At 72.5% G+C, this 21,460-nt stretch carries 18 protein-coding genes; 4 read left to right on the top strand and 14 right to left on the bottom strand.

The window, feature by feature from the left end; genetic code table 11:
• Nucleotides 1-19: 19 nt before the first annotated feature.
• Nucleotides 20-547: a winged helix-turn-helix transcriptional regulator gene (locus ACQEVZ_RS48085; RefSeq protein WP_433381228.1), complete on the bottom strand. Its 528-nt coding sequence runs from the start codon at nt 545-547 to the stop codon at nt 20-22.
• A 74-nt stretch (nt 548-621) separates the two neighbouring features.
• Between ACQEVZ_RS48085 and ACQEVZ_RS48080 the strand changes: the two genes are divergently transcribed.
• Together ACQEVZ_RS48080 and ACQEVZ_RS48075 are read left to right on the top strand one after the other, a co-directional pair.
• Nucleotides 622-1,218 carry a dihydrofolate reductase family protein gene (locus ACQEVZ_RS48080; RefSeq protein ID WP_433381225.1) on the top strand — a complete coding sequence of 199 codons (597 nt, stop codon included), beginning with the start codon at nt 622-624 and terminating at the stop codon, nt 1,216-1,218.
• Entirely contained in the window at nt 1,212-2,051 is an 840-nt protein-coding gene (locus tag ACQEVZ_RS48075; protein WP_433381222.1) for an MBL fold metallo-hydrolase, read from the top strand. The genes ACQEVZ_RS48080 and ACQEVZ_RS48075 overlap by 7 nt, the downstream gene beginning before the upstream one ends.
• A 67-nt stretch (nt 2,052-2,118) precedes the next feature.
• Here ACQEVZ_RS48075 and ACQEVZ_RS48070 read toward each other — a convergent pair whose 3' ends face one another.
• The 7 genes from ACQEVZ_RS48070 to ACQEVZ_RS48040 form a co-directional block, all read right to left on the bottom strand.
• Nucleotides 2,119-2,994 carry a terpene synthase family protein gene (locus tag ACQEVZ_RS48070; RefSeq protein ID WP_433381219.1) on the bottom strand — a complete coding sequence of 292 codons (876 nt, stop codon included), beginning with the start codon at nt 2,992-2,994 and terminating at the stop codon, nt 2,119-2,121.
• 15 nt (nt 2,995-3,009) lie between these two features.
• Nucleotides 3,010-3,603, bottom strand: coding sequence for a GTP-binding protein (locus ACQEVZ_RS48065; protein ID WP_354900825.1), 594 nt, complete (start codon nt 3,601-3,603; stop codon nt 3,010-3,012).
• Entirely contained in the window at nt 3,584-3,964 is a 381-nt protein-coding gene (locus ACQEVZ_RS48060) for a DUF742 domain-containing protein (RefSeq protein ID WP_433381216.1), read from the bottom strand. Before ACQEVZ_RS48060 ends, ACQEVZ_RS48065 begins: the two co-directional genes overlap by 20 nt.
• On the bottom strand, nt 3,961-4,380 hold the full coding sequence (locus ACQEVZ_RS48055; protein WP_344500208.1) for a roadblock/LC7 domain-containing protein: 420 nt from the start codon (nt 4,378-4,380) through the stop codon (nt 3,961-3,963). Before ACQEVZ_RS48055 ends, ACQEVZ_RS48060 begins: the two co-directional genes overlap by 4 nt.
• Before the next feature lie 33 nt (nt 4,381-4,413).
• Nucleotides 4,414-6,864 (bottom strand): sensor histidine kinase, encoded by a 2,451-nt coding sequence (locus tag ACQEVZ_RS48050; protein WP_433381212.1) that lies wholly within the window; start codon nt 6,862-6,864, stop codon nt 4,414-4,416.
• A 187-nt stretch (nt 6,865-7,051) separates the two neighbouring features.
• Nucleotides 7,052-8,686, bottom strand: a complete 1,635-nt coding sequence (locus tag ACQEVZ_RS48045; protein ID WP_433381209.1) for a prenyltransferase — start codon at nt 8,684-8,686, stop codon at nt 7,052-7,054.
• Complete coding sequence (locus ACQEVZ_RS48040) at nt 8,683-10,062, bottom strand: cytochrome P450 (protein ID WP_433381206.1); 1,380 nt, start codon at nt 10,060-10,062, stop codon at nt 8,683-8,685. The genes ACQEVZ_RS48045 and ACQEVZ_RS48040 overlap by 4 nt, the downstream gene beginning before the upstream one ends.
• A 397-nt stretch (nt 10,063-10,459) precedes the next feature.
• On the opposite strand from ACQEVZ_RS48040, the gene ACQEVZ_RS48035 reads away from it, so the two are divergent.
• On the top strand, nt 10,460-11,524 hold the full coding sequence (locus ACQEVZ_RS48035) for a hypothetical protein (RefSeq protein WP_433381203.1): 1,065 nt from the start codon (nt 10,460-10,462) through the stop codon (nt 11,522-11,524).
• Nucleotides 11,525-11,552: 28 nt separating this feature from the next.
• On the opposite strand, the gene ACQEVZ_RS48030 is transcribed toward ACQEVZ_RS48035, so the two are convergent.
• The 5 genes from ACQEVZ_RS48030 to ACQEVZ_RS48010 all read right to left on the bottom strand — a co-directional run bounded on the left by ACQEVZ_RS48030 (nt 11,553) and on the right by ACQEVZ_RS48010 (nt 19,160).
• Nucleotides 11,553-13,205 (bottom strand): lectin, encoded by a 1,653-nt coding sequence (locus tag ACQEVZ_RS48030; protein WP_433381200.1) that lies wholly within the window; start codon nt 13,203-13,205, stop codon nt 11,553-11,555.
• A gap of 210 nt (nt 13,206-13,415) precedes the next feature.
• Nucleotides 13,416-15,956 carry a glycoside hydrolase family 2 protein gene (locus ACQEVZ_RS48025; RefSeq protein WP_433381197.1) on the bottom strand — a complete coding sequence of 847 codons (2,541 nt, stop codon included), beginning with the start codon at nt 15,954-15,956 and terminating at the stop codon, nt 13,416-13,418.
• The gene (locus ACQEVZ_RS48020; protein ID WP_433381194.1) at nt 15,953-16,789 is read right to left on the bottom strand and encodes a carbohydrate ABC transporter permease; all 837 of its coding nucleotides are present in this window, start codon (nt 16,787-16,789) and stop codon (nt 15,953-15,955) included. Before ACQEVZ_RS48020 ends, ACQEVZ_RS48025 begins: the two co-directional genes overlap by 4 nt.
• Nucleotides 16,786-17,739, bottom strand: a complete 954-nt coding sequence (locus ACQEVZ_RS48015; RefSeq protein WP_433381191.1) for a carbohydrate ABC transporter permease — start codon at nt 17,737-17,739, stop codon at nt 16,786-16,788. The genes ACQEVZ_RS48020 and ACQEVZ_RS48015 overlap by 4 nt, the downstream gene beginning before the upstream one ends.
• A 134-nt stretch (nt 17,740-17,873) precedes the next feature.
• Nucleotides 17,874-19,160, bottom strand: coding sequence for an ABC transporter substrate-binding protein (locus ACQEVZ_RS48010; protein WP_433381188.1), 1,287 nt, complete (start codon nt 19,158-19,160; stop codon nt 17,874-17,876).
• Between the two features lie 207 nt (nt 19,161-19,367).
• Here ACQEVZ_RS48010 and ACQEVZ_RS48005 point away from each other — a divergent pair, with 207 nt between their 5' ends.
• Nucleotides 19,368-20,435: an alpha/beta fold hydrolase gene (locus tag ACQEVZ_RS48005; RefSeq protein WP_433381185.1), complete on the top strand. Its 1,068-nt coding sequence runs from the start codon at nt 19,368-19,370 to the stop codon at nt 20,433-20,435.
• A gap of 115 nt (nt 20,436-20,550) precedes the next feature.
• Here the strand turns inward: ACQEVZ_RS48005 and ACQEVZ_RS48000 are convergent, their stop codons facing one another.
• The gene (locus ACQEVZ_RS48000) at nt 20,551-21,414 is read right to left on the bottom strand and encodes a LacI family DNA-binding transcriptional regulator (protein WP_354900805.1); all 864 of its coding nucleotides are present in this window, start codon (nt 21,412-21,414) and stop codon (nt 20,551-20,553) included.
• Nucleotides 21,415-21,460: the final 46 nt, after the last annotated feature.

Here is a 21,460-nt window from a genome sequence, read left to right as displayed (position 1 = left end):
GTTCGAACGGTCCTTCTTGTCAGCGCTGTCGGCCCGCGGCACCCTCACGTCCGAGGCGTTCCTGCTCAGCGGCATTGGCGGCATAGGCAGCGTCCAGACGCTCGAGGGGACCCGGGCCGTGGCGCGGCTTCGGCGGGGCGTCCAGGTGGCGCTCCCGGAGCTCGTCCATGAGGTCCTCGATGAACGCCGGACCCTCGTCGCGCATGAGCTGCTGCCGGGTCCGCAGCTCGTCGCTGCCCTGGCGCCAGTCGAGGCCCCAGTTGCCGAGGGCGTAGATGATCGGCAGCGTCTGGATGCCGGCCTCGGTGAGGCTGTAGCGGGCGCGCTGCCCCCGGAACGCGGTGCCGCGGGTGAGGATGCCCGCCTCGACGAGCCGCACGAGGCGGTCGGCGAGGATGTTCGAGGCGATGCCCTCGATCGACCCGGTGAGCAGCGCCCGGAAGTAGCGGCGGTCGCCGAAGATGACGTCACGCAGCACGAGCATCGACCAGCGGTCCCCGAGGACCTCGACGGCGGCGTTGATCGGACACCCGGACCGTGGTTCCACGACTCCTCCTTGACAGGTGATTCGCCACCAATATAGTGGTTGCAGAACGCAACCACTACGGGGTGAGGGTGAGGATGGGCCGCTTCGTCTACTGGATGAACGTGTCCCTCGACCTGCGGATCGAGCAGGTTCCCGGGGACAACGGTGCCGGCGAGTGGCTGCGCATCGACGAGGAGCTGCATCGCGAGTTCAACACGCGGGCGCGGGCGCTCGCGCTCATGGTCCAGGGGCGCGTCGTCTACGAGACGATGGAGGAGTACTGGCCACGGGCCCGCGAGGACGCGTCGCTGCCGGACGTCATGCGTGAGTACGGCGAGATCTGGACCACCGCGCCCAAGGTGCTCGTCTCCCGCACCCGGCACACCGCCGGTCACAACACCCGGGTCATCGGCGGCGACGACGCGATCGAGCAGCTCGCCGCACTCCGGGCCGAGACCGACGGCGCCATCGGGGTGGGCGGCGCGACGCTCGCCACGCAGCTGCTCCGGGCGGGGCTCCTCGACGAGCTGCTGCTCTTCACCCATCCCACGATCCTTGGCTTCGGCCGGCCGCTGTTCGACGACTACGACCTGCCGATCGATCTCGACCTGCTGGAGCAGGGATCGTTCGAGCACGGCGTCACGATGCATCGCTACTCGGTGCGGGACGCGAAGGAGGCGGGCTCGTGCTGACGCGGGTCGCGGACGGTGTGCTGGTCCACGAGAGCGAGTTCCTGAAGAGCAACGCCGTCGTCGTGCAGGGCGGCGCCGGAGTGCTGCTCATCGACCCCGGGGTGCAGGACCACGAGATGGCCTGCCTCGCGGCCGACCTGTCCACCTCGGGCCAGACCGTCGTGGCCGGCTTCTCGACCCATCCGCACTGGGACCACCTGCTCTGGCATGCCCAGCTCGGCGCGCCCCCGCGGTACTGCACGGCCAGCTGCGCGGACAGCGTCCGGGAGGAGCTGTCCGACCCGGACGCGAAGGCCAACATCACCGCCCACCTGGCCGAGACGGAGATCGCCGGCCAGGTCCCGCTGGACCTGTACGGCCTCGTCACCGCCCTGCCCGCAGAGACGGCAAGGATTCCGTGGGACGGCCCGCAGGTCCGGATCATCGAGCATCAGGCGCACGCCCCGGGCCACGCGGCGCTGCTCATCGAGGAGCGCGGGGTGCTCGTCGCCGGTGACATGCTCTCCGACGTCCTGATCCCGATGCTCGACCTGCACGGCGCCGCCGCCGATCCGGTCGAGGACTACCTCGCCGCGCTGCGGCTGCTGGAGGAGGTGGCGGGCGACGCCGACGTCGTCGTCCCCGGCCACGGGTCGGTCGGCGGAGCCGGTCAGGTGCGCGTGCGGATCGAGCTGGACCGGGCGTACGTGCTCGCCCTGCGCGACGGCCGGGTCCCCGACGACCCGCGGATCGGCCCGTCGGCCAAGCCGGGCTGGGAGTGGGTCAGCGACGTGCACAACGGGCAGGTCCACCGCCTCGCCGCACGAAACGAACGCGACGGCACCCGCATCTGACGACCGGTGCGGCAGCACCGGCCACGGGGGTGGTGCTGCCGCACCGCGGGCGACGGGCGCCGGTGGGTCAGCGGCTGCCCCAGTAGTCGGCGAGGCCGTAGAAGCCCTGGTTGAACGTGATGTGCCGGGCGAGGAACACCGCCAGCGGCCGGTCCGTCTCCATCAGCGGCGCGAGCCGTTCGCCGGCCTCCTCGATGAGCGCGGCCAGCCTGGCGTCGACCACCTCCCTGTCGACGCCGAGCAGCAACGCGTTGACGTCGCCCCACGTCACGTCCCGCTGGTAGGTGCCGTAGTCGTTGAGGATCCGGATGATCTGCTGGACCAGCCGGCCGGCGGAGACCAGCGCGCCGGTGTCGGTGACGGGCGTGTCGGTCGTGGCGATCCAGTGCGACAGGAACACCAGGGAGTAGCCGAACTCGGCGCCGGCGAGGTATTCGTCCAATGTGGGCAGTGCCGCGGCGGGGTCGGCCTTCCACTGCCAGTCGCGGGTCATCGACTCGAGCATCCTGCGGACGTCGTCCTGCCAGATCCCGGCGAGGCCGGGGAACGCCGGTGAGGTGGCGAGCTCGGCGCGGATGTCGGCGAGGAGACCGGCCAGCTCGTCGCCCGCGGGGGCCGGGCCGCCGTCGACGACGGCGAGGCAGCGGGCCACGATCTCGTCGATCTCGGCCCGGGAGGTGGCGAGGAGGTCCATCAACCGGTCGACCGCGAAGATCCACATCGTGATCCGGTTGGCGGGGCGGAGCTGGCCGGCGTCGAGCCACGGCGCGCAGAACGTGTTCGCCAGGGCGATCGTACTGAAGAACGGGCCGTCGAACGGCTTGGCGGGGAACAGCTCCGGATACGCCCCGGCGCAGGCGATCAGGTCCCGCTGGACGTGGCTGGCGACGGCGCAGACCGCGCCGGCCTCCCTCGGCGCGAGGAGATCAGCGATCGCGGTCACCGCATGATCATACGGTCAGCCGACCGGCGCCGGCTCCTCCGAGGCGATCACGTGCTGCACCAGGCTGATCAGCCCCTGCTTGGCGCTCTTGCGGTTCCGCGCGTCGCACAGGACCAGCGGGACCTGCGGGTCCAGGTCGAGCGCCATCCGCACCTCCTCCGCGTCGTACACGGGCGCGCCGTCGAAGCAGTTGACGGCCACGATGAACGGCGTGCCGTGGCGTTCGAAGTAGTCGACCGAGGGGAAGCAGTCGGCCAGCCGCCGGGTGTCGGCGAGCACGACCGCGCCGATCGCGCCCAGCGCCAGCTCGTCCCACAGGTACGAGAACCGGTCCTGGCCCGGGGTGCCGAACAGGTACAGCACCAGGTCGGCCGTGATGGTGATCCGGCCGAAGTCCATGGCCACGGTGGTGGTGGTCTTCGCATCGACGCCGGACGTGTCGTCGATGCCGACCCCGACCTCGGTCAGCCGCTCCTCGGTCGTCAGCGGCTCGATCTCGCTGACCGCGCCGACGTACGTGGTCTTGCCGGCACCGAACCCGCCGGCGATCAGGATCTTCACCGTGGAGGGCAGCACCCCGCCGGCCGGTTCAGAGAGCGTTGAGACCATTGATGACCGCCTTGAGTAGGTGGTGACGTTGCGGCTGCGCGGCCGGCCTGGGGCCGCTGGTCAGGATCAGCCCGGCGCCGAGCAGGTCGCCGAGCAGCACCCGCACGGTGCCGAGCGGCAGGTGCAGGTGCGCCGACACCTCGGCCACGGACAGCGGCCGCTGGCACAGGTTCAGGATCGCGGCCTGCTCCGGCGGCAGGTCGCCGCGGATCGAGGCGGCCGGCTGCGTGGACACGACCACCGCGATGAGGTCGAACTCGCCTTCCGACGGCCGGGTGCGACCCTGTGTCATCGCGTACGGCCGGACGAACGGCCCGGCCTCGTCGTCAGCCCAGCCGGGGCCGTCGATCTGCCCGCTCACTTCGCGTCAACCGGGTCCGCGGGGGTGCGCTCGGCGGTGGCCAGGTACTTGCCGACCCGGGCGACCAACATGGCCATCTCGTACGTGACGAGGCCGATGTCGGCGTCGGAGCCGGTCAGGACCGCCAGGAAGGCGCCGTGTCCGGCGGCCGTCACCAGCATGAACCCGGACTCCATCTCGACGATGGTCTGCCGCACCGCGCCGGTGCCGAAGCGGCGCCCGGCGCCGCGGGCGATGCTCTGCAGGCCGGACGCGATCGCGGCGAAGTGGTCCGCGTCGTCCTTGGTGAGGCCGTCGGACGCCGCGAGCAGCAGCCCGTCGGCCGACAGCACCACGGCCTGCTGCAGGTGCCCGACGCGTTTGACGAGGTCGTTGAGCAACCACTGCAACTCAGCGACCGGATGTTTCTGCTGCACCGAACTGTCTCCTTCTACCAGGTCCCGCCGCACTTACCGGGTCCGGTTCTCGTCGTCGGCCCCCGGCCCCGGGTCACCGGTGCCGTCGGACGCCTGTCCAACCTGCTCGGCCTGTTCGCGGCCGCGGACCGTCTGCTGCTGGTAGCTGGCCCAGCGGCGGCGGGTCTCGTCGGGGCTCAGGGGCTCGCCTGCCGCCCCGTTGGTGTTGTCCTGCGCCGTGCCGTTCGCGGCGGCCTGACGGACCCGGCGGGGCAGGCCGTTCGGCGTCGGCGGCAGCGCGGCCGGTACAGACGGCGCCGAAGGAACGGAAGGCCCAGCGGGCGTGGAAGACACGGCGGGCCCGGAAGGCACGGTGGGCACGGCGGCCGCGGGCGGCGCGGCCTGCTCCACGGCGGCCGGTGGTGAGGCCGGCAACGAGGCCCGCACGGGGACCGCCGCCGGGGGGCGTGCGGCGGCCGGGGCGGACCGCGCCGGGGGAGCGGCGACCAGGAGGCCGCCGGTGCGCGCGGTCGCGTGCATCGCCGTGACCTGAGCGCCCTCGTCGCCCGCCGTGAGCTCGGGTTGCGCCGCCTCCGCGGGCGCCGCCTGGGACGGCCCCACCTGGTCGGTGGCCACGATGAGCGATGCCGGGATCAGCACGATGGCGGTCGTCCCACCGTACGGCGAGCTGCGCAGCTCGACCCGGATGCCGTGCCGCACCGCGAGCCGGCCGATGACGAACAGCCCCAACCGGACCGTGCTGGACAGCACGAACTCCGCCGGTGCCTTCAGCTCGGCGTTGGCGGCGGCGAGGTCCTCCTCGTTCATCCCGAGCCCGCGGTCCTCCACCTCCACCACATAGCCGTTGGTGACCAGCTGCCCGCTCACCTGCACCTGGGTGTGCGGCGGGGAGAAGGCGGTCGCGTTCTCGATCAGCTCGGCGAGCAGGTGGGCGGCGTCACCGGCGGCCACACCGGCGACACCGGCCGGGTTCGGCGGCGCGACGGTGACCCGGGTGTAGTCCTCGACCTCGGCGACGGCGGCGCGGATGACGTCGATGACCGGCACCGGCCGGCGCCAGGTCCGCCCAGCGGTGGCGCCGGCCAGCACGATCAGGTTCTCGGCGTTGCGGCGCATGCGGGTCGCGAGATGGTCGAGCCGGAACAGGCCGTCGAGGTTGTCCGGGTCGTTCTCCCGGCGCTCCATGTCGTCCAGCAGCGTCAGCTGCCGGTGCACCAGCCCCTGGGTGCGGCGGGCCAGGCTCAGGTACACGTCGCGGACGCTGCGGCGCATCTCCGCCTGCTCGACGGCGGTGCGGATCGCGGTCTCCTGCACCAGGTTGAACGCGGTGCCCAGCTGCCCGACCTCGTCGCGGCCGAACGCCAGGGGCGGCGCCTCGGTCGCGACGTCGACCGTCTCGCCGCGGCGGATCCGGTCGACCACCCCGGGCAGCCGCTCGTTGGCGAGTGTGAACGCCGCGTTACGCAGCCGCTCCAGCTGGCGCAGCAGCGACCGTGCGGTGGTGATCGAGATGATGATCGAGGCGATGACGGCGAGCAGGCCGAGGCCGCCGGCGAGCGAGATCCGCACGATGACGCCGATCGCGGCGGAGCCGGCGCGGTCGATGAGGTGGTCGGCGGCGCGCAGCACCAGCTCCCGCAGCTGGGCGAAGACCGGCTCCACGGTGGCCTGCCAGGTCGCCAGGTCCGTCGGCGGCGGCCCGTTCACCCGGCCCCGCTCGACGACCATGTCCTCGGTCGCGCGCAGCTTGTTGAACGCGTCGCCGTTGACCAGCTCGTCGTACGCGGCCCGGTCCGCCTCGGGCAGTGCGGCGGCGACCTCCGCGTACCGGACCCGCTGCGCCCCGACCAGTTTGACGAACTGGGTGTGCTCGGCGACGGTGAACCTGCCCGCGGCCAGGACACCGGCGAGCAACGCGTCCTCCTGGGACAGGATTTCACGGGCATAGCTGGCCTCGACGAGTGTCCGGCCGTCGTTGATGATTGCCGGGTCGTCGAGTGACGACAGCGCACCGAATACCAGTAACGTGTCGGAAACAATGTCGCTGAAAAATGCGGCGGTCTGGGTCCGGTCCGCCGTGCGGGCGTCAACACCGGCGCGTGTTTCACCGAGCTTGCCGAGCTTTCCGGCGACATTCTCGATACGCCGGTCGAGCGTGTCGCTGCCGGCGTCCCTGGCATCCCCGCCGCGCGCGAGCCGCTCGAAGTCCTGGCGTGCCGAGTCGGTGCGGGTCCGCTGGTCGGCGAGTGCCTGCCGGCGCTCGGCGGTGGGGTTGGCGACGTAGACGACCGTGAGCCGCCGCTCCTGCTGCAGCGCCTCCACAAGGGACTCCGAGGGTCGGCCGACGGTCTCGTCGAGCGTCGTGACCGTCAGCAGGTTGAGGCCTTCCCGCAGCGTCACGAACGCGGCGAACCCCCAGAGCGCGACGAGCGACGCCAGCAGGGCGACGATCTTCACCCGCACGTGTGAGCTGCCGGATCTCATTGACATTGTCTCCCGAAAGCCCACGCGCCCAACGGATTGACCTGGGATAAACCCCGATCACGCGATGCGCTGTTGATGTTGGACATGCAGTGGTGTGGTCACCGTCATTCGACAACGGGCACCGTAGCAGCGTGCGATCGGCCACTCAAGTTGCCTGGTGACCGGTGTGCGGACTTCGGCGCCGGCACTAATCCGTGGCGGCCGGCGACGAAATTCCGTAACGCATTGCATTGTCCGATCCGGCCAGCCGGAATGCCGCGAGAACCGCGGCCCGGACAATGCGCGGCGGCACGTAGAGATCCTTGTCGTGCCACAGCGGCGGGTCCGGCTGCTGCCCGGACGTCGCGGCGAGGTAGGCCAGCCCGTCGGCCGCGGCGGCGTGCGCCCCGGGCTCGTCCAGCGCGGCGGTGAGCAGCAGGGTCTGCACCGCGTACGCCGTCTCCTCCGCGGTGCCGTGCCAGCGCCCCCAGGACCGGTCGGCAGACTGGGTCGCGACGATCCAGCGCACCGCCCTGCGGATCGTGGCGGCCGGCTCGCCGCCGCCCAGGCGGCCGTGGCGGTGCAGCGCCGTCACGACACAGAACGTCGCGTAGTACGGCGACGCGTGCCACTTGTCCATCCAGCTGCCGTCGGGCAGTTGCTGCGCGCACAGCCACGCGGTGAGCTTGGCGACGACCGCGCGGTCCCGCGCGCCCGCCCAGGTGTGCGCGGCGACGTGGTGGCCGAACAGCTCCAGCACGTGCGCGTTCGTGGTCGTCGACGGGGTCCGCTCGCCGAGCCAGGTGCTGAAGTGGGTGTCGACCTCGAACGGCCACAGGCAGTCGACGGGCTGCGCCGCGCCGAGCTGCGCCAGCGTCAGCAGGGTGACCGAGGTGGTGTCGGCGTCCAGGGGCAGGCCCTCACCGCCGGCGAGCCCGCCCGGGCCGAGCGGCGCGGCCAGGGCGGCGGCGACCCGGTCGGGGCGCCCGACCGGGAACCCGGCGCCGATCAGCAGGCTGAGCACCCAGGCCCGCTCGAACGGCGCGATCGGGACGACGCTGGGCACCGGCCCGCCGTGCCGGCGGGTGACCGCCTCCAGGTAGCGCAACGTCGCCGAGGTCGGGCCGGCCGGATGCCCGGCCAGCCACGCGGCGGTGGCGGCGGGCGACGCGCCGACCCCGCCGATCGGCGCGGGCCGCACCGGCTGGTTCGCGGTGAGCGGGCCGACGACCTCGAGGGAGTGCAGGAGCTTGTCCGGCACCGGCGCGCCCGCGTCCAGCATCGCGCGGATACCCCGCAGCGGCCGGTCGTCCACGCCGGCCGGTGCCGCCAGCCGGACGCCGGCGAACCTGTCCAGGCCCGGCACCGGCCGGTCGGCGAGGGCGTCGAGGTGCGCGTTCACGAGGTCGACCAGGGCCGGCACGATCAGCTCGACCGCCGGCGTGTCCGGCACGTCCGCGACGCGCAGCGGCGCCGGGCCGGCCAGCCAGCCGATGAGCCGGTCGAGGCCCTGCCCGGCGGGCTCCGCGGCCGACGGGTCGCCGTCACGGGCGGTGGCCAGCAGCGCCTCGGTCGCGCTGAGGGTCGGCGCGAGGGCGTACCCGCCCGGCTGGCCCCAGCCGCCGTCGGGGCGCTGGGTGGCGCGCAGGAACGCGACCCGGGCGGCGTGGTCGACCAGCCACGGCGCGATCGACACCAGCCGGCCGGTCTCGTACACCGACGGGGAGATGCGCCCCCACCGCGTGGCGGCGACCTCGTCCACGAGGTCGGCCGCGGCGGCCTGGAGGGCGGGTCCGGCCGGCGCCGAGCCAGGGTCCGGCGCGGCGCCGGCCACGCCGCTCACCGCTCCCGCCGGGTGATCGTCATCGCCAGCCGCCGGCTGGGCCGCAGGGTCACCGCGGCCCTCGGATGGACCGGTCCGTCGTCGCGCAGCCGCGGCCGGAACCGGCTGAGCATCGCCGCCACCACCAGCTGTGCCTCGACCATGAACAGCTGGCTGCCGAGGCACTGGTGCGGGCCGCCCGCGAACGGCAGGTACGCGAACCGGTGCCGGCCGGTCCGCTCGGGCCCGAACCGTTCGGGGTCGAACACGTCCGGCCGCTCCCACAGCGACGGCATGCGATGGGTCAGGTACGGGCTCATCACCACGGTGCTGCCGGCCGGGATCCGCACCCCGCCGACCACGTCGGAGGCCAGCGCGGTGCGCGGCAGGAACCAGCCCGACGGGTACAGCCGCAGCACCTCCTGCACGACCATGCGGGTGTACCGCAGCCGCGGCAGGTGCGCGGCACCTGGACGCTCGTCGCCGACCACGTCCTCGACCTCGGCCCGCAGCCGCTCCGCGACGCCGGGGTTGGCGTCCAGCGCCACCCACAGCCAGGTGAGGGCCATCGCGGTCGTCTCGGTGCCGGCGACGTACATGCCGACGACGTCGTCACGGATGCGCCGGTCGTCCAGCGGCTGCCCGTCGCCGTCGCGGGTCTGGCAGAGCAGCGCCACGACGTCGTCGGCGTCGGGTTGCCGGCGCCGCTGCGCGACCAGCGGGTACATGACCTCGTCAACGGTGCGCACCGCCCGCCGGAACGCGCGGTCACCGGGCAGCGGCAGCCACCGCGGCGCGAACGGCAGCAGTATCCGGGCGGTCAGGGAGGTGAACGCGGTGGCGACGGCCTGACCGAGCCGGTCACCGTCGGCCGCCGCGATGCCGCCGCCGAAGAAGGCCCGGCCCAGCGCGAGGTCGGCGACGCGGGTCATCGCCTCGGCCACGTCGAACGGCCGGCCGGTCGCCGCGTGCTCGTCGAGGGCGTCGACGGCCTCGTTGACGGTCACGGCGAGCAGGTCGGTCAGCGCGGCCACGTGCCGGGCGGCGAACATCGGGCGCAGCACCTCGCGGCTGGCCTTCCACTGCGGGCCGTCGCCGGAGATGCCGTTGCCGGTCAGCCGGCGCACCGGTTGCCACATCATGCCTTCGCGCACGTACCGGTCGGCGTGGCCGCTCAGGACGTGCTGCACGTCGTCGGGCCGGGTGATCAGGTAGGGCCGCAGGAAGCCGAGGTTGAGCCGCACGACCGCGCCTGCGGCCCGGCCGGAGATCGCCTCGAGCTCGGCGAGCGGGTCGCGGGCGAACCTGACCGGTGTGCGGTAGGCGGCGACGGTGGCCGCGTCCCGTGGCAGCTCATGGTGCGGTGCCAGCCGCTGTTGAGGGGTGCTCGCCTGCAAGTCATTCGCCCCTTTGTGCCCGGGCATCCATCATTTTCCACCGATGCCACCTCACGAAGCTACGTGATCACGATCGGTAAGGGAATGGCGGAAGGTGAGAGCGTTTCCACATCGGCCGCTCCCACCTGCCCGGACTGCCCGCATACGGGTGCGAAGATCGACGATGTCGTTTGTGGCAGAACGACCCCGCCGCGCGGTCCTGAGCGTCTGGCCGGGCGCCGTACACTCGCGGCGGTCACGCACCGGACCAGACGGGGGATCGACGATGACAGTGCGCGTGCCGGACCTGCCGCCGCCGCACGACCTGTGGGCCGAGCCGGCCCTGCTGTCCGCCCTGGCCGCCGGCCGGGCGCCCAGCATCATGCCGGGCTAGGCCGTCACCGCCGACGGGCTGCGGATGCGCGACGTCGGCAACGGCTGGTGGGCGCTGCTGCCCGTGGCCGGCGGCCGGGCGGTGCTCTTCGGGCTCGACCTGGACAACAGCGAGATCGAGATGTGTCGGGAGCCCGTCGACCTGCTCGCGGGCGGTCCGGCGTGGCTGCCGTGGTCCTTCCTCCAGGCGTTGCTCGCGGGCGAGGTGGTCGGCTTCGTGTACTGGTGGGACGGCACCGCGTGGAGCCGGGCCCGGTACCCGGCGGACCTGCGCGAGGACGGCTGCCGGATCCTGCTCGAGGAGGCCTCCACGGCGCTCGCCGAGGCGGTCGAGCAGCTCACCGACGACGCCGACCGGCAGCGGCTGCTGGACCGCCTGCGCGACGCGGCCCGGGACCGCACCGCCGACCTGGCCCTGTTCGCCGCGGTGGAGCACGCCCGTACATCGGCGTACGAACCGGCGATCGACCCAGCCACCGCCCTCGCGGCGGCGACCCGGGCCGGGCTGACACCGGGCAGCAGCTGGCCCGAACACCCCGCCGGCGACGGTGAACCGGCCGGGCGCACGGTGCCGTTCAGCGGCCCCGACCAGCAGGCCGCCCTCGTCGAGCGGGTCATGCGCGACGCGCCGGAGCAGCCGCGGCCGGCGACCGCCGACGGCGGCGCGCTGCGGGACCTCGCGGCACACCTGCGCGCCGAGGGCACCGCCGTCCTGACCGTGCAGTGGGGCCCGCGGCACCGCACGGCGTTCAGCGCCGAGTCCGGCCAGCAGGTCACCGGCGCGCTCACCGACCTCGTGACGGCGCTCCACGAGGCCGACGCCGACCCCGCCTCGGGGCGCTGGCTCTACCTGCGCGTCGACGTCACCGGACCCGACACGACGGTGCGACGGGCCTACGACCACGCCCCCGGCTGGTGGCGGGCACCGCACCCCACCGCCGGCCTGCCGCTGCTCCGCGAGGAGACGGCCGCCCGCACCGAGCGGTGGCGTCCACAGTGGACCGCCCTGCTCGATGCGTCCCTGGCCACGACGGGCGTGCCACCGCACCTCTGCCGTCCCGTCCCGACGCCCGCGGCCGGGGCCCTGTAGTCGGGCACCGGCCGCATGACGGGGCCCGTTACGCGGGCACCTGGTCGAACTGCTCCCAGGCGCCGATCGCGGTGCGGTTGGCGATCAGCGCCGCGGCGCCGGCGTTCTCCGCGCAGACATAGCGGTTGTTCACCGTCGCGAGCAGGCTCACCGTGCCGTTGCTGTTGCGGATCAGCCGGAACGTCTCCCACGGGCCGGCCGCCGTACGGTTCGCGATCAGCGCCGCGGCACCCGCGTTCTCGGCGCAGACGAGCCTGCCGTTGACCTGGGCGCGCAGCGCGACGTTCCCGCCGCCGAGGTCGACGAGCTCGAACCGCTCCGCGGCGCCGACGGCGGTGGCGGCGGCGAGCAGGGGCGCGGCGCCGTTGTTCTGCGCGGAGACGTACCGGTTGTTCGCCCGGGAGCGCAGCGCGACCGCGGTGGACGGCGGGGGCGTCGACGGGCCGCCGGCGATCGGCTGGGTGGGGCGGGTGGCGGTCAGCGGCGTCTGCCGCTTGAACATCCGGCCGCCGTCGGCGGTGATGCGCAGGTAGTAGTCGGAGGAGCAGGCCACCCCGTCGGCGTCCAGCGCGGGGCGGCCGAAGTTCGTCGGCTGCATCGAGGCGTTCTCCGCCGTCTTCGCGATCTGGTTGCCCTCGTTGAACTCGTCGAACATCGACACGTACAGGCCCTGCGCGCCGAGCCTGGTCATGTTGTAGATGTGCCGCCAGTAGAAGTCGCCGTGGGCGCGGGCGCCGGCGGACAGGTCGCCGGGCATGACGCAGGGCTGGTAGTCGATGCCCCGGGCGTTGCAGTCGGCCTGGTCGCCGACGTTGACGTTGTTGTAATACGAGTCGAGCCCGGCGATGTCGCCGGTGCGGCCGACCATCCACGGCGAGATCATGTTGAAGGCGTGGTACACGTCGAGGAAGCCGGGGCGGGAGTCGTTGACGCCGGTGCGCCACCAGGTCGGCACGCCGCCGATGACGTAGCAGCCCTGGGCCTTGAACCAGTTGACGACGTCCAGGCATGGGCCCGGCGCGAACGGGCGGCCCGAGTCGTTGAAGCCGAAGCCCCAGATGCACACGACCGGCTTGCCGTTCTGCCGCGCGTACGCCGGTGACGCCGTGTACGCCGACATCTTCGTCGTCCAGTCGGTCTTGATCTGCGACTGCATGTCGGTCCAGCTGGTGACGTCGTACATGATGTAGAACTTGCGGCCGTAGGCCTCGGCGGCGCTGCGGACCTTGACGGTCATGGCGTCGCGGATGGGTCCTTCGCCACCGAACGGGTTGAAGCGCTGCAACGCGGCCGTGTCGCAGCCGTAGTCGCGCATCCACTTGAAGTGGGTGTCGACCGTCTGCTGGTCGTAGGACGAGAACAGCGTGGCGGGCTGCCCGTTGCCGAGGTTCGCGTACGCCGTCGCGTACGTCTTCGTGTACTCGCGCATGTCGGGCCACGACACGAGGGTGGTGTTGCTCGGCGACGGCGGCTGGCTGTTGTTCGCGCTGTAGTGCCACCAGGCGTTGATCGGTGACCCGTCGCCGCGGCAGGCGAACCAGCCCTGGTAGCCGACGGAGATCTTGCCGACGACGTCGCCGGGGGCGCTGGCCGCGTCGGCGGTGCCGGCGACGTAGGCGGTCGCGCCGAGACCGGCGACGGCCAGCCCGGCGGACAGGACCTGGCGGCGGGACAGGCTCATGGGAGGTTCCTTCCAGAGGGAACGCGGGGAGGAGCGCGCCGACGCACCTGCTGGGACGGGACCTCCCGTGAGGGAGGGGAGGGATCACCGCCGTTGACGACTGTGTCAAGAGCATGGCGAGCTGTCAATGTGTACATCGGATGAATGGCTGCCCAAGACAGTTTTGAACCGCACCAAAGGCAAACGTAAACCGTGCAGACATCGGTGGTGTCAGCGGGCGACCTCACCGAACGACCGCACCACGAGGTCGGGCAGCCGCCCGTCGAACGCGGTGACGGCGCCGCCGTCGCGGCGGGCGACACGGAACGTGTGGCGCTCGCCCGGCAGGAGGGTGACCAGGGCGTCGTCGACGACCAGCTCGTGCGCCGCGACGCCGAGCGGCCCGGCGAGCCGGTCGGCGAACACGCACACGTCCCGCAGCAGCGTCACGGCGGTGACCGTGACGTGCAGCGCGCCGTCCACGACGCGCACGTCGGCGCGGTGCTCGGGGCGGGGCGCGGTCAGCTCCCGCTCGGGCCGGTAGCTCCACGTGGTCCGTACGCCGTCGGCGTCCACGACGAGCAGCTCGGCGTGCGGGTCCGCGGGACGGCCGACGCCGGCGTCGGCGGGCAGGCGGACGAGCCCACCGGCGGGACAGCCGGCCCGCAGCCGGGCGCGGGCGTGTTCCGTGCCGTCCAGCCCGATCCGCCGGACGAGGACGTCGGCGTGCCAGGTGGTGCCGGTGTCGTTGACGAGCGCGAGCAGGAGCCCCGCGTCGCCGGTCGGGTCGTGCGTCGGCCCCGGGCGCACGGGCTGGACGGTGGCCAGCCGCGGCGCGAACGAGCGGCGCAGCGCGTGCCACAGCGGCTTCTCGATGCCCGCGTGGTCGACCGCGGACCAGCTGATGGCCGGCCAGCAGTCGTTGAGCTGCCACACGACGACGCCGCCGCAGCGGTCGCGGGACCGCAGCCACTCGACCCCGGTGGCGACGGCGCGGGCCTGCACGACCTGGGTCGCGAAGTGCCAGTCGGCGCCGTCGGCGGGCGCCGGCACGTGCGGCTGGAGGCCGCGGGTGAGCTTGTGCATGCCGTCGATCGCGCGCAGGTGGTGGCGGGTCAGCGTCGAGCCGGGCCCGAGTGTCTGGCCGTCCACGACGCGTTCGAGTGTGCTCCAGGCGGCCGGCCCGCACCAGCCCATCTCCGCGACGAACGCCGGGTCGTGGTCGCGGTAGTGCGCGTAGTCGGCCTCGTTCCACGGGTGCCACAGGTGGCTCGGGCCGTGCGTGTCGGCGGCCGGGTCGCGGTCGACCGTGCCCGACCACGGGGAGTTCGGCAGGTACGGCCGGGTCGGGTCGAGGCGGGCGAGCACCCGGGGCAGCACGTCGAGGTAGTAGGCGGCGCCCCAGCCGCGGGTGCCGAGCTGGTCGGCCCAGCCCCAGTGGTGCCAGCCGACGACGTTCTCGTTGCCGCCGCACCACAGCACGAGACTGGGGTGCGCCGACATGCGGGCGACGGCCTGCTCGGCTTCGGCGGTGACGAGGCCGAGCATGTCGTCGTCCTCGCAGTAGGCGGCGCACGCGAACAGGAAGTCGTGCCAGACGAGCAGGCCACGTTCGTCGCAGGCGTCCAGGAACTCCTCGGTCGCGAAGTGGCCGCCGCCCCAGACCCGCAGGAGGTTGGCGTTGCCGGCGACGGCCTGCTCGATGCGGGCGGTCACGCGCTGCGGCGTGGCACGTCCGGCGAACGTGTCGTCGGGGATCCAGTTGTACCCGCGGACGCGGACCCGGCGGCCGTTGACGACGAGCGCCCAGCGGGTGCCGAGCGCGTCCGGTGACTCGTCGACGGTCACGGTGCGCAGGCCGATGCGGGTGGCCGCGGTGTCCAGCACGGAGCCGTCGTGTTCGAGCCGCACCTGCACGCGGTACAGCGGCTGCGCGCCGAGCCCGATCGGCCACCACAGCTCGGGGTCCTCGACCGGCACGGTGAGCGCCACCTCGTCCCCGGTCACCGTGCCCATGGCGGATCCGGCGGGGCGTCCGGCAGGATCCGTCAGCTCGACCCGCACCAGCGCACCTTCCGGCGCGTCACAATGGACGTGGGCGGTGACGTGCGCGGTGTCAGAGGCCGGCTCCAGCGTCACGAGCGGCCTGACGTGTTCGATCCGGCCGGTGTACGACTCCAGGCGGATGCCGCGCCAGATGCCGGCGGTGACGTGGTGCGGACCCCAGTCCCAGCCGAAGTTCGCCGCGGCCTTGCGCACGTGCGCGTACGGCTCGTCGTACGGGCTGGGCAGCGGCCCGTGCGCGCGTTCGTGCGCGAGCGCGGCGTCCCACGCGGAGGCGAAGCGCACCTCGAGGAGGTTGTCGCCGGGCCGCAGCGCGTCGTCGACGGACCACCGGTAGGTCAGGTGCTGGTCGCGGGCCGCGCCGACGTGCCGGCCGTTGACGTAGACCTCGGCGACCGTGTCCAGGCCGTCGGCGACGAGGTCGGTGCGGGCGCCCGGCACCGGTGCCCACTGGATGCGGCGGCGGTACGTCCAGCGGGACCGGCCGACCCACTCCTGCGCGAGCTCGCCCCAGCCGACGTCGGGGTCGTCCAGGAGCCCGGCCGCGAGCAGCGCGGTGTGCACCTCACCGGGCACCTGCGCGGCGATCCGCGCCGCCCGCACGGACTCCGGGACGGTGGCGGGCCCGCCCTCCCAGGCCAGCTCCCAGGTGCCGCCGAGGTCGAGCCGGCTGGCAGCGGCGGTCGTCGCTTGCGTGGTGAGTGTCATCCCTTTACTGCCCCTGCGGTGAGTGCTTCCTGCATGCGACGGCTGGCGAGTGCGTAGGTGATGTAGACCGGCAGCAGGGTGAGCACGGTGCCCGCGGTGAGCACCCCGACGTTGGTGGCGTCGGAGATGAGTGTGGGCAGTGCCACCTGGACCGTCCGTACGTTCGGGGCGGTGCCGGTGACGGTGAGCGAGAACAGGTATTCGTTCCAGAACGTGAGCAGCTGCAGGATCGTGACGCTGACGATGCCCGGCATGGCGATGGGGATGAACACGCTGGTCAGCAGCCGCCGGTGACCGGCGCCGTCGAGCGCGGCGGACTCCACGAGGGCCGGCGGCACGGTCCGCATGAACTGGGTCAGCAGCAGCACCGACAGCGGCAGGGCGCTGGCCGGCAGGAACAGCATCTGGAACTCTCGGGTGTAGAACAGCCCCAGCTTGATCGCCAGGATGACGGTGGGGATCAGCGCGGCGAACGGCGGGATGAGGAAGCCCGCGGAGAACGCGCCGGTGATCCACCGGGAGAGCCTGTTGTCCTGGCGGGCCAGGGCGTAGGCCGCGGGCACCGCCAGCGCCAGGGTCAGCGCGATCGCGACGACCGAGATGAGCAGCGAGTTGAACAGTGCCTGCCCCAGGCCGGCGGTGCGCCAGGCGGTGGCGAAGTTCCCCCACAGCCACCGCGACGGCAACGCGAACGGCCGCGTGAAGATCTCGACGTTCGTCTTCAGTGCGCTCACCGCGAGGTAGTACAGCGGCGCGGCGAGCAGCAGCGCGTACAGCCAGGACAGCACGGTCGCGGTGCGGCCCGCCGTGCGCCGGGTCGTGCGGGGGTTCATCGAGGGTTCTCCCGTGGGCTGCGCAGCAGGACGTGGATCAGGGCCATCCCGGCGATGCCGAGGAGCAGGAGCACGACCCCGACCACCTGGCTGTAGCCGAGGTCCCGCTGCGCGAACGCCTTCGCGTAGACCAGGTACGACAGGGTGGTGGAAGAGGTGCCCGGCCCGCCCTTGGTGAGCAGGAGGATCAGGGCGGCGGAGGTGAACAGGGTCCAGAGGTACTGCAGCATCGTGAGCGTGCGGACGTAGTCCTTGACCATCGGGAACGCGATCTGCCACATCGTGCGGAACCGTCCCGCGCCGTCGATCCGCGCGGCCTCCAGGACGTCGGCAGGCAGGCTCGCCAGCCGGGCGGCGAACAGCACGGCGGTCCAGCCGATGCCGCGCCACAGGTCGATGACGATGAGGCTGGCCAGGGCGGTGTCGGGGTCGGCGAGCCACGCGGTGGCCCACGTGTCCAGACCCACGCCGCGCAGCAGGCCGTTGACGCCGCCGTCGGGGGACAGCACGCCGTAGAAGACCATGCCGGTGACGGAGATGGAGATGAGGCCGGGGGAGAAGTACAGCACCGAGAGCACCCGGTAGCCGCGCGGTTTGGTGTTGAGGTGGTAGCCGAGCATGAACGACAGCGGGATCATCAGCGGGATCACGACGGCGACCTGGACGGCGCTGTTGCGCACCGCGGCGTAGAACGCCGGGTCGGCGAGGACCTTGCCGATGTTCTCCGTGCCGGCGTAGGTGGGCTCGTACAGCAGCCCCTTCCACCGCAGCGTCGCGATGACGAACATCGCGGCGAGCGGGCCCACGGCGAAGACGGCGAACCAGAGCAGGGACGGGACCGTCAGCCAGAGGATGCGGGGCGAGTGCAGGCCGCCGCCGCGTCGCCGGCCGGCAGGGGCGGCCGGTGGCCGCGCGCGGGTGCGGACCAGGGTGCTGGTGGATGACATCATGCGTTCCTTCGTCGCTGCGGGCGGGGGCGGCGGTGCGCGCCGTCCCCGCCCGGCTTGCGGGGGTCAGCCCTTGGTGGCGGTGCCGGCCCGGTTTCCGGGGTCAGCCCTTGGTGGCGTGGCCCGGTTTCCGGGGGTCAGCCCTTGGTGGCCGTGTCGAGTCCGGCGCAGATCTGCTGCGGCGTCGACTTGCCGTAGGCACCGGTCAGGACCTGGATGATGCGGTCGGACGCGGAGCCGATCCAGACGTCGGGCAGCACCGCGTAGTCCACCGTGACGTCCAGGCCCAGTGACTGCGTCAGCAGCGGGTTGGTGGCGTAGGCGGCGAAGTCGCCGGTGGTCGGGGGCAGGATGCCGGAGTCCTTGACGAAGTCGCCCACGGACGCGTCGGCGTAGAACTTGGTGATGAACTTACGCAGGTTGTCGATCCGGCCGGGCTCGGCACCCCGCTTCGTGATCATGAAACCGACGCCGGTGAAGCCGCGGTACGCCGTCGGCTTCTTGAACGTGGCGCCGCTGGGCACCGGGAACCCGCCGAGGGTCGTGCGCTTGTCGATGCCGGTGCCGGCGGCCGTCGACTCGGTGTAGGCCCACGAGCCGGCCGGCATGATCGCGGCCTTGCCGGAGTAGTACGCCGCGTACATGCCGTCGGCGATGAGCCCGGCGGCGTTGTCGACGAACACGCCGGCGTCGCGCAGCTGCGTGAACAGCTTGATGCCGTCCAGGACCGATGGCGTCGCGCAGTAGCCGCCCTGCTGCATGACCTTCTGCATCGTCGCGGCGTCGGTGTAGGACTGCGCGACCTGGTAGAAGAACTTCTGGCCGGTCCAGTCGTTGCCGCCGACGGCGAGCGGCGCGACACCCTTGGCGCGCAGCTTCGCGGCCGCGGCGATGAGCTCGTCCGTGGTGGCCGGGATCTTGTCGACGCCGGCCTGCTTCAGCAGCTCGGTGTTGTACCACAGCGGCCAGCTGAACCCGGAGAACGGCAGCCCTTGCAGCTTCCCGCCGGCACGCCACTCGTCCAGCGCCGCGGGCTTGATCTTGTCGGCGAGACCCCAGTCCTTGACGTACTGGTCGACCGGCACGGTGACGCCGGCGTCGAGCCAGCCGAGCGTCTTGTCGAACAGGTTGACGATGACCACGTCGGGCGACTTGCCCGCGGCCACCGCGTTCTCGACCTGGTCGTCGATGGTTTCGAGGCCTTCGGTGACGTTCACCTTGATGCCGGTCTCGGCGGTGAACGCCTGGAACACGCGGTTCTGTGCGGCGGCGGCGGAGTTGCCGGCCGACCAGCGGGTGACGACGTCGATGGAGTCCGGGGCGGCGGCGTCGTCGCCGCCGCAGGCGACGAGGCCGGGGCTGAGGGCGAGGGCGACGAGCGCGGCCACGGCGCGCACGGCCCGCGGCCTGGTGCGGTGGTCCATAAGGGTTCCTTTACGCGTCTGGGAGCAGGGGAGGACGGCAGCGCGTCGACATGACGACCGGCGCTGCTCGCCGCGTGGGAAGGGGTGTCCCGGGCTGTGCTCGACACAGCGTCGCCGACGTCTCCAGCGAAGTCAATAACAAAGATTTTTAATCTATGAACTTGCGGCGCGAGATCGAACGTAGCGGAGCAGCCCGCGGCAAGGGTGGTGACCAGATGGTCTGATGCGGCGAAGTCGGCCGAGGAGATCGACGGCGCAGGAGGCGTCCCAGTGGCCTCGCCCGCACGTTCATTATCTCATGAACGTAAATTTCGACTACAACCGGTAGTTGTTCTGGTGAGTTGGGTGACCGCTACGGTGCCCAGCATGCTTACTGGTGACGAGAAGTTCGTTCGCTCCCGGCGGCTACGGCTGTGGACTCAGCGTTTCGGCCGCCCTGCCGATCCCACCGTTCTCCTGGTCATGGGCACCTCGACGCAGGGCATCGGCTGGCCCGAAGAGCTGGTGGAAGCGCTCGTGAACAGCGGCCGGCAGGTGATCCGGTTCGATCACCGCGACACCGGCCGGTCCGATTCCGTCGACTTCGCAACGCATCCGTACGCGCTCGCAGACATGGCAGCTGACACGGCCGCCGTCCTGGACGGTTACGGCGTCCCGGCCGCGCACATCGTCGGAACCTCGCTGGGCGCGGCGATCGGACAATGGCTCGCCGTGCACCAGGCGGCCCGGGTCCACACGCTGACCACGATGGCGTCGTCTCCGATGGGCAACAACCCCGGACCTGCGTGGGCCCGGGCGATGGCGGGCCGACCGGCTACGACCGGCGAGCTGCCGCCCCCGACCGCACGGTTCCTCGACCACCTGATGGCCTCGGTGAAGGCGCCCCGGACGACACCGCAGCAACGCATGGACGCCGACGTGCAGACCTGGCGGGTGCTCAACGGCGATGTCCTGCCCTTCGACGAGCCTGCCGCGCGCCGGTTCGTCGAACACTGCCATGCCCGGGCCGGCAACATCGCTGCCGCCTCCAATCACGATCTCGCCGGACGGCGCTGGGACGACGACCGGCGGGCCTCCTTGTCGTCCATCACCGCACCGGCCCTGGTCCTGCACGGCAGCGATGACCCGCTGCTGCCCCAGGCTCACGGCGAGGCGCTCGCGGCACAGATCCCGGCGGCGCGCCTGGAGATCGTGCCGGGCATGGGCCACCACCCGTTCTTCTCGCCGGGCCTCACCGAGCGGATCGCCGACTCGATCATCCGCCACACAACCTGATCTCAGGTCGCCCGACCCCGGGCCACAGCCGGGCACGATCCACCCATGCCCGGCCATGGCCCGGAGTGGGTACGGGCGGTGCGGTGAGAGCCGGTACGGGCGGTGCGGTGGCAGGTCAGCGGCTGGACTGGCGGACGGTCAGGCGCGCCGGTGCCACGGTGACGGTGCGCGGCGGCGCCCCCGACAGGGCGTCGGCCAGGACCGATCCGACGAGCTCACCCAGCTCCTGCACGTCGTGACTGACCGCGCTCAGCGACGGCACCGCCAGCTGGCACAGCGCCGAGTCGTCCCACGCGACGAGGGACAGCTCGGCCGGCACCGCCAGGCCGAGGCGGGCCGCCTCGTGCAGGGCGCCGAGCGCCATGACGTCGTTGTCGAAGACCAGCGCGGTCGGCCGCTCGTCGAGCGCCGCGAGGGCGGTGACGGCGCGGACGCCCGCCGCCTCGGAGTAGTCGCCGTCGAACGACGTCGTGCGGACGCCGTGCTCCGCCGCGACGGTCTCGAACGTGCGGCGCCGGATGATCGTGTGCGCCATCTGCGCCGGGCCGCCGACGTGGCCGAGGTGCGTGTGGCCGGCCGCGACCAGCTCGCCGACGACGTCGCGCATGGCCACCTCGTCCTGCGTCCACACCGTCGGCAGCCCGTCGGCCGTGACCGGGTCGCCGATGACGACGCACGGCAGCCCCAGCCCCTTGACCAGCGCCACCCGCTCGTCACCGGGCAGCAGGTCGATCAGGATGACGCCCTGCACCTGCCCGTACCGGGCCCAGGCCCGCATCCGCTCCACCGCCTGCGGCACCGTGGCCACGACCTGCAGCAGCACCGGCACGCCCTGCAGGACCAGCACCCGCTCGATGCCGGCGATGAACTCGTGGAAGAACGGCTCGGCGCCCAGCACCTCCGCGTCGCGCACGAGGGCGAGGCCGACCGGCGTGTCCAGCCGCGGCCCGGACGCGGATGCGGTGGGTACCGCGGGCATGCGCTCCTCCTCGCCGACGTAGTGGTCTAGCCTCGTCCCCGTAATG

It is taken from the genome of Dactylosporangium sp. CA-152071, from assembly GCF_050936335.1.
GTDB classification, from domain to species: Bacteria; Actinomycetota; Actinomycetes; order Mycobacteriales; family Micromonosporaceae; genus Dactylosporangium; species Dactylosporangium maewongense.
This window is presented reverse-complemented; position numbering and strand designations above follow the sequence as displayed.

Bases quoted from the DNA above. Each gene is read 5' to 3' on its own strand.
- ACQEVZ_RS48035 (WP_433381203.1), top strand. From the start codon at position 10,460: ATGCGCGACGTCGGCAACGGCTGGTGGGCGCTGCTGCCCGTGGCCGGC.
- ACQEVZ_RS48080 (WP_433381225.1), top strand. From the start codon at position 622: ATGGGCCGCTTCGTCTACTGGATGAACGTGTCCCTCGACCTGCGGATC.
- ACQEVZ_RS48010 (WP_433381188.1), bottom strand. From the start codon at position 19,160: ATGGACCACCGCACCAGGCCGCGGGCCGTGCGCGCCGTGGCCGCGCTC.
- ACQEVZ_RS48025 (WP_433381197.1), bottom strand. From the start codon at position 15,956: ATGACACTCACCACGCAAGCGACGACCGCCGCTGCCAGCCGGCTCGAC.
- ACQEVZ_RS48020 (WP_433381194.1), bottom strand. From the start codon at position 16,789: ATGAACCCCCGCACGACCCGGCGCACGGCGGGCCGCACCGCGACCGTG.
- ACQEVZ_RS48050 (WP_433381212.1), bottom strand. From the start codon at position 6,864: ATGAGATCCGGCAGCTCACACGTGCGGGTGAAGATCGTCGCCCTGCTG.
- ACQEVZ_RS48000 (WP_354900805.1), bottom strand. From the start codon at position 21,414: ATGCCCGCGGTACCCACCGCATCCGCGTCCGGGCCGCGGCTGGACACG.
- ACQEVZ_RS48065 (WP_354900825.1), bottom strand. From the start codon at position 3,603: ATGGTCTCAACGCTCTCTGAACCGGCCGGCGGGGTGCTGCCCTCCACG.
- ACQEVZ_RS48030 (WP_433381200.1), bottom strand. From the start codon at position 13,205: ATGAGCCTGTCCCGCCGCCAGGTCCTGTCCGCCGGGCTGGCCGTCGCC.
- ACQEVZ_RS48015 (WP_433381191.1), bottom strand. From the start codon at position 17,739: ATGATGTCATCCACCAGCACCCTGGTCCGCACCCGCGCGCGGCCACCG.